Origin of the sequence: Georgenia sp. H159 (assembly GCF_035607575.1) — a bacterium.
In the GTDB taxonomy this organism is placed as follows: Bacteria; Actinomycetota; Actinomycetes; order Actinomycetales; family Actinomycetaceae; genus Oceanitalea.
On sequence record NZ_JAYDZY010000013.1, the window covers coordinates 82,855 to 92,584 of the forward strand.

Below are 9,730 nucleotides of genomic sequence, written 5' to 3' on the forward strand. Positions count from 1 at the left end.
CTCCCAGTCGTCGTCCACCACGTCCAGGGTCCCACGACGACTTCGACCCGGCGACCAGTTATCCCCAGGGCGGAGGTAGGTTGCGGGGGTGAACGAGCACTACTTCTCCGCGCGCCCTGCCTCCCCGGCAGAGACGCGCGTCATCGACGTCGTCCTGCGCGGCCGACCGGTACGGGTCCGGACAGCACCGGGGGTCTTCTCCGGCGACCGGCTCGACCCGGGCACGCGGGTGCTGCTCGACGCGGCGCCCGAGCCGGTGCCGACCGGCACCCTGGTGGACCTCGGCTGCGGCTGGGGCCCGATCACCCTCGCCCTGGCCGACGCCGCGCCGGACGCGCGGGTCGTCGCCGTCGACGTCAACGAGAGAGCCCGGGACCTCACCGCCCGCAACGCCACCGCCCTCGGGTACGGCAACGTCGTCGTCGCCGACCCCGAGGACGCCGCGGACCTGGTCGCCGACGGGATCGACGAGCTGTGGTCCAACCCACCGATCCGCATCGGGAAGCAGGCGCTGCACGAGCTGCTGCGCACGTGGCTGGGCCGGCTGGCACCCGGTGGCCGGGCGCTGCTCGTCGTGAGCAAGAACCTCGGCGGGGACTCGCTGCACCGGTGGATCGAGTCCGAGCTCGCGCTGCCGACCTCCCGGCTGGCGAGCGCCAAGGGCTTCCGGGTGCTCGACGTCAGGCGACCGTCAGCGTAGGACCACCTGGGCCACGAGGGTCGCGGGCCCCGTGAGGAGCGCGCGACCGTCGTCGGTGAGCCGCACGAGGAGCTCACCGCCGGGCAGGAGCACGCGCCACAGCCGCGGCGCCTGCGCGCCGCCCCACGCGTGGAGCGCCACGGCGACCGCGCACGCGCCGGTGCCGCACGAGCGGGTCTCCCCCACTCCGCGCTCCTGCACGCGCATCCGGACGGTGCCGACGACCTCGCCGTCGGTCGTCGTCTCCCCGAGCGGCACGACGAGCTCGACGTTCGTGCCCTCGACCGGAGGAGGGTCGACGGCGACCTGCGGGCCGAGGTCGAGGCCGTCGAGCTCGGCCGTGTCCGGCAGGGCGACGACGGTGTGCGGGTTGGGCATGGCGACCTGCAGGCCCGCGCGGGTGCCCTCGAGGCCGGCGACCTGGACGGCGACGTCGAAACCCCGTCGCACGGCGTCCTCGCCACCGGGGACCTGCCAGGGCCCCATGTCGACGGTGTAGTCACTGCCGCTGCGCCACACGGTGCGCACCCCGCCGCGGGTGCCGACCCGCACGGGTGCTCCGTCCGAAAGGTCGAGGAAGCCCTCGGCCTCGAGGTAGGCGGCGAGCAGCCGCAGGGCGTTGCCGCACATCTCGGCGAGTGAGCCGTCGGCGTTGCGGTAGTCCATGAACCACTCCGCGGCGTCCTCGCCCGTCGTCGTCCGCGTGGAGCGGACCGCCCGGACGAGTCCGTCGGCACCGATGCCCGACCGCCTGTCGCACAGCGCGGCCACGGTGGCGGCGTCCAGGTCGAGCGCGTCGTCCGGGTCGGCGAGCAGCACGAAGTCGTTCTCGGTGGCGTGCCCCTTGGTCAGTGGCACCCCGCGCAGCGCGGTGGGCTCGGACATGGCCTCCACCCTATGTCGTCGCGAGCTCGACGACGCGTGCCGGCAGTGCCGCGGACAGCTCCAGCCACCGCACCCGAGGGTCGCGGCGGAACCACTTCTCCTGGCGGCGGGCGAGCTGGCGCGTCGCCGTGGTGATGGCCTGGTGGGCGTCCTCGGCGCTCATCCGCCCCTCGAGGACGGCGACCGCCTGGGCGTACCCGACGGCCCGGGAGGCGGTGCGTCCCTCCGCGAGGCCCTGCCCCAGGAGCTCGTGGGTCTCGGCGAGGAGGCCGCCGGCGAGCATGGCCGCCGCGCGGGCACCGATCCGGTGGTCGAGCTCCTCGCGGGGGACGTCGATCGCGACCTGGACCGCCGGCAGGTGGTAGCGGTGCTCGGGCAGCGAGGCGGAGAAGGGACGGCCGGTGAGCTCGATGACCTCCAACGCGCGGACGACGCGTCGCGTGTTGGTCGCCAGGATCCGCTCCGCCGCCAGCGGGTCGCGCGCGGCGAGCTCCGCGTGCAGGGCCCCGCTGCCCTCCTGCTCCGCGCGTTCCTCGAGCCGGCGCCGCACCTCCGGGTCGGTGCCGGGGAACTCCAGCTCGTCGAGCACCGCCCGGACGTAGAGGCCCGAGCCGCCGACGAGCACGGCGCGGCGGCCGCGGCCGTGGATGGCGGCGATGTCGGCGCGGGCCTCCCGCTGGAAGGCCGCGACACTGGACTCCTCGGTGACGTCCAGGACGTCGAGCTGGTGGTGAGCGACGCCCCGCCGCTGGTCCGGTGGCAGCTTCGCGGTGCCGACGTCCATGCCCCGGTAGAGCTGCATCGCGTCGGCGTTGACCACCTCCGCGGCGTCCGGACCCCCGAGCAGCTCGACGACGTCGAGCCCGAGGTCGGACTTGCCCGTCGCGGTCGGGCCGACGACGGCGATGACGGGGGCAGGCACGCGCCCCAGGCTACGGCGTCGGCCGGCGGCGGGACCTCGGGCACCGACCGCCGGCGTCCGCTGGGTCGCCCCTTCCACTCACTCCACCCTGACGACAGGGGCGGCCGACGATCGGAAGGGGCGGATCAGCGGAGTGTGGTCCGTGCTCAGGCCCGCCGGAGGGACGGCATTCCGAGGGTGACCGCGCCCCCGGGCGCCGGCTCGGCGCCGTCGTGGTCGTGGTCGCCGCGGCGGGCGCGTTCCCCGGCGTCGCCGGCGCGGGTGCGGCGGAGCGCGTAGGTGCCGCCGAGCGCCGGTGAGTCCGCGACGAGGTGGTGCGGGGCGCCGTGGGTGATGGTCGCGGTGACCATGTCACCCGGGCGCGGCAGCTCGGCCTCGGTGAGGTCCTCCGGCAGGGCGACGTGGACGAGACGGTTGTCGGCGGCGCGTCCGCTGATCCGGGAGGTCGCGCCGTCCTTGCGGCCCTCGCCGTCCGCGACGAGCACCTCGACGGTGCGCCCGACCTGACGCTCGTTCTCCTGGGTGCTGATCCGCTCCTGCAGGGCGAGCAGCCGCTGGTAGCGGTCGGCGACGACGTCGGCGGGGACCTGGTCCGGCAGGTCCGCCGCCGGGGTGCCGGGACGCGGTGAGTACTGGAAGGTGAAGGCGCTGGCGAAGCGGGACGCCTCGACGACGTCGAGGGTGGCCCCGAAGTCCTCCTCGGTCTCCCCCGGGAACCCGACGATGATGTCGGTGCTGATCGCGGCGTCGGGAATGGCGGCACGGACCCGGTCGAGGATGCCGAGGAACTTCGCCGAGCGGTAGGACCGGCGCATGGCCCGCAGGACCCGGTCCGAGCCGGACTGGAGAGGCATGTGCAGCTGCGGCATGACGTTCGGCGTCTGGGCCATCGCCTCGATGACGTCGTCGGTGAAGGCGGCCGGGTGCGGTGAGGTGAAGCGCACCCGCTCGAGGCCCTCGACGTGCCCGCACGCGCGCAGCAGCTTGGCGAACGCACCGCGGTCCCCGAAGCCGACGCCGTAGGAGTTGACGTTCTGCCCCAGCAGCGTCACCTCGACGGCCCCCTGCGCGACGACGGCCTCCACCTCGGCGAGCACGTCCCCGGGCCTTCGGTCGCGCTCCTTGCCGCGCAGGTGCGGCACGATGCAGAAGGTGCACGTGTTGTTGCAGCCGACCGAGATCGACACCCAGCCGGCGTAGGCGGACTCCCGCTTGGTCGGCAGCGTCGAGGGGAAGACCTTGAGCGACTCCTCGATCTCCACCTGCGCCTCGGCGTTGTGGCGTGCGCGCTCGAGGAGCGTGGGGAGCACGTCGAGGTTGTGCGTACCGAACACGACGTCGACCCACGGTGCCTTGTCGACGATGCCGTCGCGCATCTGCTGCGCCAGGCAGCCGCCGACGGCGATCTGCATGCCCGGCCGCGACCGCTTGACCGAGGCGAGCTGGCCCAGGTTGCCGAACAGCCGGCTGGCGGCGTTCTCCCGGACCGAGCAGGTGTTGATGACGACGACGTCCGCACCCTGCTCCAGGGCATCGGTGTGCCCGTCCGCCGGCACGTAACCCGCTGTCTCGAGCATGCCGGCCAGGCGCTCGGAGTCGTGGACGTTCATCTGGCAGCCCATGGTGCGCACGACGTAGGTGCGGGGCGCGCTCGCGGTGGCAGTCATCGTCAGCCAAGTGTAGGTGCGGCACGCCGTGTCCCGACCGTGACCCGAAATTCATGACCTGCGCCACATTGTGTAGTTAGGTTGGCGACTATGACCGACTCGGGCCCCATGCCTGCCCCCTCCACCGAGCCGCTCGTGGAGATGCACGACGTCAACAAGTACTTCGGCGAGCTCCACGTCCTCAAGAACATCAACCTCACCGTGCACCGCGGTGAGGTCGTCGTCGTCATCGGGCCGTCGGGCTCGGGCAAGTCCACGCTGTGCCGCACGATCAACCGGCTGGAGCCCGTGAGCTCCGGTGAGATCCGGATCGACGGCACCCCACTGCCGGAGGAGGGGAAGGCGCTGGCGCAGCTCCGGGCCGACGTCGGGATGGTCTTCCAGTCCTTCAACCTCTTCGCCCACAAGACGGTGCTCGAGAACGTCACCCTGGGCCCGGTCAAGGTCAAGGGGCTGCGGACGAAGGAGGCCAAGGCGCGTGCGATGGAGCTGCTCGACCGCGTCGGGGTGGGCAACCAGGCCGCCAAGCTTCCCGCACAGCTCTCCGGTGGTCAGCAGCAGCGGGTGGCGATCGCCCGCGCGCTGGCGATGCAGCCCAAGGTCATGCTGTTCGACGAGCCGACCTCAGCGCTCGACCCCGAGATGATCAACGAGGTCCTCGACGTCATGACCTCCCTCGCGCGGGACGGCATGACGATGGTCGTCGTCACCCACGAGATGGGCTTCGCGCGCAAGGCCGGTGACCGCGTCGTGTTCATGGACGAGGGCGAGATCGTCGAGGAGAAGACCCCCGAGGAGTTCTTCACGAACGCCGAGTCCGACCGCGCCAAGGACTTCCTCGGCAAGATCCTCAGTCACTGACGGCCACACGGCGGCATCGGCACAGTTCCCAGTAACCGACGAAGGAGTTCACGATGAAGACGACACGAGCAGCACTGGCGGCCGTGGCCGCCATCGGCGCCCTCACGCTCGCCGCCTGCACAGGAGAGCCCGGAGCCGGGGACCCGGAGGCCGACGGCGGCGACGTCACGACCGAGACCGACGACGCCGACGACGGCGCCACCGGCGGCGGGGCCGAGGGCTCGATCCGGGTGGGGATCAAGTTCGACCAGCCGGGCCTGGGCTACCAGGACGGCAGCAGCTACACCGGGTTCGACGTCGACGTCGCGACCTACATCGCCGAGGAGCTGGGCTACTCGGCGGACCAGATCGAGTGGGTGGAGTCCCCGTCCCCGCAGCGGGAGACGATGCTGCAGAACGAGCAGGTGGACATGATCGTCGCCACCTACTCGATCACCGACGAGCGCGACGAGGTGGTGGACTTCGCCGGACCGTACTTCGTCGCCGGTCAGGACCTGCTGATCCGGTCCGAGGACGCCGACACCATCACCGGCCCGGACGTGCTCGACGGCAGGAACCTGTGCTCGGTGTCCGGGTCCACCTCGGCGGCGAGGGTCAAGGAGGACTTCTCCCCCGACACCCAGCTGGTGGAGCTCAACGGGTACTCGGAGTGCATCCAGTACCTGGTCGGTGGGCAGGTGGACGCCGTCACCACCGACGACATCATCCTCGCGGGCCTGGCCGCCTCCGACGGCAGCGGTGAGCTGCAGGTCGTGGGCAACACGTTCTCCGAGGAGAACTACGGCGTGGGCCTGCCCCCGGACTCCGACATGTGCCAGCCGGTGACCGACGCGATCAACGCCATGATCGAGGACGGCAGCTGGCAGGAGTTCATCGACGCCGCCACCGAGGGCACGGGCTTCACCCCGAACGCCGAGCTCAACCCGCCCACGCCCGCCGACTGCGCCTGAGCCGAACCCGAGGCAGCACCTGCCTCCGCCCGGGCACGGCCGGCGGCCCGCGAGCCGCCGGCCGTGCCCGTCCGCCCCGCTTGATCACGCCAAGGTGGTACGCCCGTGAGTGACTTCCTCGAGGTTCTCTCCAACTACGACATCGTTGGCGCCTACTGGATGAACCTCCGACTGGCCTTCTTCTCGGCGATCTTCTCGCTCGTGCTCGGCACCATCCTGGCGTTCATGCGGATCTCACCGATCCCCTCGCTGCGCTGGGCGGGCGCCACCTACGTCAACCTGGTGCGCAACATCCCCCTGACGGTGGTGATGATGTTCGCCGCGTTCGTGCTCTGGCCACAGCTCGGCGTCCAGTTCGCCGAACGGTTCGACGCCAACTTCTTCTGGTTGGCGGTGTGGGCACTGTCGGTGTACACCGCCTCGTTCGTCTGCGAGTCGATCCGCTCCGGGGTGAACACCGTCCCGCTCGGTCAGGCCGAGGCGGCCCGCGCCGTGGGTCTGTCGTTCATGCCGGCCGCGCGGCTGGTGATCATGCCGCAGGCCTTCCGCGGCGCGATCGCACCCCTGGGCAACACCCTCATCGCGCTCATCAAGAACACCACCGTGGCCGCGGCGATCTCGGTGAACGAGATCTCCCTGCTGATGGCCGGCATGCTGGACCGGGACGCGAACTACGTGATCCCCATCTTCCTCACCGTGGCGGCCGGCTTCGTCGTCATCGTCATCCCCGTGGGCCTGGCCGTCACCCACCTCTCCCGGCGACTGGCGGTGTCCCGATGAGCGCACAGTCGGTCCTCTTCGACGCCCCCGGACCGCGCACCCGGCGGCGCATGCTGGTCGCGAACGTCATCGGCACCGTCGTGGTGCTCGGGGGGCTCGTCCTCGTGCTGTACCAGCTGCACGTGCACGGCCAGCTGGACGGCGACCTGTGGGCGCCGATGCTCGAGGCGCGCACCTGGCTGTACTACTTCCTGCCGGGCCTGCAGAACACCCTGGTCGCCGCGGCCTACTCGATCGTGCTGGCACTCGTGTTCGGGCTGCTGTTCGGGGTGGGGCGACTGTCGGGCGTCCGCGCGATCCGCTGGTTCTGCGGTGTGGTGGTGGAGTTCTTCCGGGCCGTCCCGGTGCTCATCCTGATGATCGGCGGCTGGTTCTTCAGTGCGCAGTTCCTCCAGGTGGCTCCCTCCCTCAGCCCCCTCCTCGGTGTGGTGATCGGCCTGACCCTGTACAACGGGTCGGTGATCGCCGAGCTGGTGCGCTCCGGTGTGCACGGCCTGCCCTCGGGACAGCGCGAGGCGGCACTGGCGATCGGGATGACCCGCGGCCAGTCGATCCGCTCCATCGAGCTGCCGCAGGCGCTCATGGCGATGCTGCCCTCACTGGTGAGCCAGTTCGTCGTGGTGCTGAAGGACTCGGCGCTGGGCGCGATCATCACCTACAGCGAGCTGCTCCGCTCCGCCCGGCTGATCGGTGCGGACGCCCCGTTCCCGGTGCTGCAGTCGTTCTTCGTGATCGCGCTGGTCTACATCGTGCTCAACATCGTGCTGGCCTGGGCCGCCGGGAAGGTGGCGCGCCGGATCGGTGGGCGCACCGCGGCGAAGGTCACCGTCCAGCGGCCACGGGCGGAGTGACCGGACTCAGCCCGGCTCGTCCCAGCCCCGGTCCTCGTCGGGCTGGCCCTCCGCGGCGAGCGCCTCGTCGACGGCACGCATGGCCACGCCGGGTGAGTAGCCCTTGCGGGCGAGCATCCCGGCGAGCCGACGGCGGCGCTTGACCGGGTCCAGGCCCCGGTTCGAGCGCGCCTTGCGGACGGCGAGGTCGAGGGCCGCGGTGTGCTCGTCGTCGTCGTCGATCTGCTCGAGGGCGTGCTCGGCGACCTCCGGGGCGATCCCCTTGAGCCGCAGCTCGTGGGACAGCGCACGTCGCGCGAGCCCACGTTCCTGGTGCCGGGAGCGGACGAGCATCTCGGCGTAGGCGGCGTCGTCGACGAGGCCGACCTCCTCGAAGCGGTCGAGCAGCCGCTCGGAGAGCTCCTCGGGCACGTCGCGTGCGGCGAGCTTCTCCGCCAGCTGGGCGCGGCTGCGCGGGGCCGCCGCGAGCTGGCGAAGGAGGATCGCGCGCGCCACCTCCTCGGTGGGTGGCTCGGCGTCCTGGGCGGCCGCCCCGGTGGTCGGCGGCTCAGGCGCGGGCCTCCGACCACCGGTGCTGTGGCCGGACCTCAGAACTCGACCTCCGCCTCGGGTGCGGCCTCCGGGGTCGCGCCGATGCCGAGCTTGTCGAGGATCTTCTTCTCGATCTCGATGGCGAGCTCGGGGTTGTCCCGCAGGAACCCGCGGGCGTTCTCCTTGCCCTGGCCGAGCTGGTCGCCCTCGTAGGTGAACCAGGCGCCGGACTTGCGCACGATGCCGTGCTCGACGCCGAGGTCGATGAGACCCCCCTCGCGGGAGATGCCCTGCCCGTAGACGATGTCGAACTCGGCCTGCTTGAAGGGCGGCGCCATCTTGTTCTTGACGATCTTCGCCCGGGTCCGGTTGCCCACGGGCACCGTGCCCTCCTTGAGGGTCTCGATGCGCCGGACGTCGATGCGCACCGAGGCGTAGAACTTCAGCGCCTTCCCACCGGTGGTGGTCTCCGGGGAGCCGAAGAACACACCGATCTTCTCGCGCAGCTGGTTGATGAAGATCGCCGTGGTGCCCGAGGCGGACAGCGCACCGGTGATCTTGCGCAGCGCCTGGGACATGAGACGCGCCTGGAGACCCACGTGGGAGTCACCCATCTCGCCCTCGATCTCCGCCTTGGGCACCAGCGCCGCGACGGAGTCGATGACGACGATGTCCAGCGCGCCGGAGCGGATGAGCATGTCCATGATCTCCAGCGCCTGCTCACCGGTGTCCGGCTGGGAGACGAGCAGGGCGTCGGTGTCCACACCGAGCTTCTTGGCGTACTCGGGGTCGAGCGCGTGCTCGGCGTCGATGAAGGCGGCGATCCCACCGGCACGCTGGGCGTTGGCCACGGCGTGCAGGGCCACGGTCGTCTTACCCGAGGACTCCGGGCCGTAAATCTCCACGACACGGCCGCGGGGCAGGCCGCCGATGCCCAGGGCGACGTCCAGGGCCACCGACCCGGTGGGGATGACGGCGACGGGGGGACGGGTCTCGTCCCCCAGCCGCATGATCGACCCCTTGCCGAACTGGCGGTCGATCTGGCTGAGCGCGGCCTCCAGGGCCTTGCTGCGATCTGCTACGGGAGCGGCCATGCGGGTTCTCCTTGTGTCGTGGCCGGTGTCGGCCGGCCGTGCGGGACGGGGCTGGTCTTCTCAGGGCCCGCCCTCTCCGGACGGCTACCTGTGGGGAGGCTATGTCCGACCACTGACATCCGGGTCGCGGCCACCACTGGCTGTGGAGACCCCGGGTCCGTCCTTCCCTGGGGACCACAGTAAACCGAACGGCTGTTCGACCGCCGACGACACGCGGCGTGTCCCCGCCGAGCGGTGAGCCGTCAGCCGCGCTTGCGGTCCAGGGTGCCGCGGTGGCGCCAGCGCACGCGCTCGTCGAGCTCCATCTCCTCGCACACGGCGTCCCAGACCTCCTGCGGCGGCACGCCCGCGGCGAGCGCCTGCTCCGGCGTCCGGTTGCCGAGCGGCACGAGGACGAGCTCGGCCACCAGCGTCCGCCCGTAGGCCGGCCCGAACGTCTCCTCCAGCGCCTGCCGGAACTCCGAGTGCTTCACCGCACCAGGGTGCCAC

Annotated in this window: 11 protein-coding genes; 5 read left to right on the forward strand and 6 right to left on the reverse strand. The window is 71.5% G+C overall.

The window, feature by feature from the left end:
• Positions 1–88 precede the first annotated feature (88 nt).
• A complete protein-coding gene (locus VR894_RS16235) occupies positions 89–700 on the forward strand; it encodes a class I SAM-dependent methyltransferase (protein ID WP_324653199.1) in 612 nt (203 codons plus the stop codon).
• On the opposite strand, the gene dapF is transcribed toward VR894_RS16235, so the two are convergent.
• The 3 genes from dapF to miaB all read right to left on the reverse strand — a co-directional run bounded on the left by dapF (position 692) and on the right by miaB (position 4,174).
• Positions 692–1,585: a diaminopimelate epimerase gene (dapF, locus tag VR894_RS16240; protein ID WP_324653201.1), complete on the reverse strand. Its 894-nt coding sequence runs from the start codon at positions 1,583–1,585 to the stop codon at positions 692–694. The two genes, VR894_RS16235 and dapF, sit on opposite strands and share 9 nt — an antisense overlap.
• Before the next feature lie 10 nt (positions 1,586–1,595).
• A complete protein-coding gene (miaA, locus tag VR894_RS16245; RefSeq protein WP_324653202.1) occupies positions 1,596–2,507 on the reverse strand; it encodes a tRNA (adenosine(37)-N6)-dimethylallyltransferase MiaA in 912 nt (303 codons plus the stop codon).
• Between the two features lie 146 nt (positions 2,508–2,653).
• The gene (gene miaB, locus VR894_RS16250; protein ID WP_324653204.1) at positions 2,654–4,174 is read right to left on the reverse strand and encodes a tRNA (N6-isopentenyl adenosine(37)-C2)-methylthiotransferase MiaB; all 1,521 of its coding nucleotides are present in this window, start codon (positions 4,172–4,174) and stop codon (positions 2,654–2,656) included.
• 90 nt (positions 4,175–4,264) lie between these two features.
• Here miaB and VR894_RS16255 point away from each other — a divergent pair, with 90 nt between their 5' ends.
• The 4 genes from VR894_RS16255 (at position 4,265) to VR894_RS16270 (ending at position 7,616) form a co-directional block, all read left to right on the forward strand.
• Positions 4,265–5,035: an amino acid ABC transporter ATP-binding protein gene (locus VR894_RS16255; protein ID WP_324653206.1), complete on the forward strand. Its 771-nt coding sequence runs from the start codon at positions 4,265–4,267 to the stop codon at positions 5,033–5,035.
• A 53-nt stretch (positions 5,036–5,088) separates the two neighbouring features.
• A complete protein-coding gene (locus VR894_RS16260) occupies positions 5,089–5,985 on the forward strand; it encodes a glutamate ABC transporter substrate-binding protein (protein ID WP_324653208.1) in 897 nt (298 codons plus the stop codon).
• Positions 5,986–6,090: 105 nt separating this feature from the next.
• On the forward strand, positions 6,091–6,765 hold the full coding sequence (locus VR894_RS16265) for an amino acid ABC transporter permease (protein ID WP_324653210.1): 675 nt from the start codon (positions 6,091–6,093) through the stop codon (positions 6,763–6,765).
• On the forward strand, positions 6,762–7,616 hold the full coding sequence (locus tag VR894_RS16270) for an amino acid ABC transporter permease (RefSeq protein WP_324653212.1): 855 nt from the start codon (positions 6,762–6,764) through the stop codon (positions 7,614–7,616). Before VR894_RS16265 ends, VR894_RS16270 begins: the two co-directional genes overlap by 4 nt.
• Before the next feature lie 6 nt (positions 7,617–7,622).
• Here the strand turns inward: VR894_RS16270 and VR894_RS16275 are convergent, their stop codons facing one another.
• The 3 genes from VR894_RS16275 to VR894_RS16285 form a co-directional block, all read right to left on the reverse strand.
• Entirely contained in the window at positions 7,623–8,111 is a 489-nt protein-coding gene (locus VR894_RS16275) for a regulatory protein RecX (RefSeq protein WP_324653213.1), read from the reverse strand.
• Between the two features lie 92 nt (positions 8,112–8,203).
• Positions 8,204–9,241 carry a recombinase RecA gene (gene recA, locus VR894_RS16280; protein WP_324653214.1) on the reverse strand — a complete coding sequence of 346 codons (1,038 nt, stop codon included), beginning with the start codon at positions 9,239–9,241 and terminating at the stop codon, positions 8,204–8,206.
• 242 nt (positions 9,242–9,483) lie between these two features.
• A complete protein-coding gene (locus VR894_RS16285; RefSeq protein ID WP_324653215.1) occupies positions 9,484–9,714 on the reverse strand; it encodes a DUF3046 domain-containing protein in 231 nt (76 codons plus the stop codon).
• Positions 9,715–9,730 lie beyond the last annotated feature (16 nt).

What these genes read in the sequence shown, in the direction of transcription:
- dapF (WP_324653201.1), bottom strand. Translation starts at nt 1,585, where the DNA reads ATGTCCGAGCCCACCGCGCTGCGCGGGGTGCCACTGACCAAGGGGCAC.
- miaB (WP_324653204.1), bottom strand. Translation starts at nt 4,174, where the DNA reads ATGACTGCCACCGCGAGCGCGCCCCGCACCTACGTCGTGCGCACCATG.
- VR894_RS16255 (WP_324653206.1), top strand. Translation starts at nt 4,265, where the DNA reads ATGACCGACTCGGGCCCCATGCCTGCCCCCTCCACCGAGCCGCTCGTG.
- VR894_RS16260 (WP_324653208.1), top strand. Translation starts at nt 5,089, where the DNA reads ATGAAGACGACACGAGCAGCACTGGCGGCCGTGGCCGCCATCGGCGCC.
- VR894_RS16270 (WP_324653212.1), top strand. Translation starts at nt 6,762, where the DNA reads ATGAGCGCACAGTCGGTCCTCTTCGACGCCCCCGGACCGCGCACCCGG.
- recA (WP_324653214.1), bottom strand. Translation starts at nt 9,241, where the DNA reads ATGGCCGCTCCCGTAGCAGATCGCAGCAAGGCCCTGGAGGCCGCGCTC.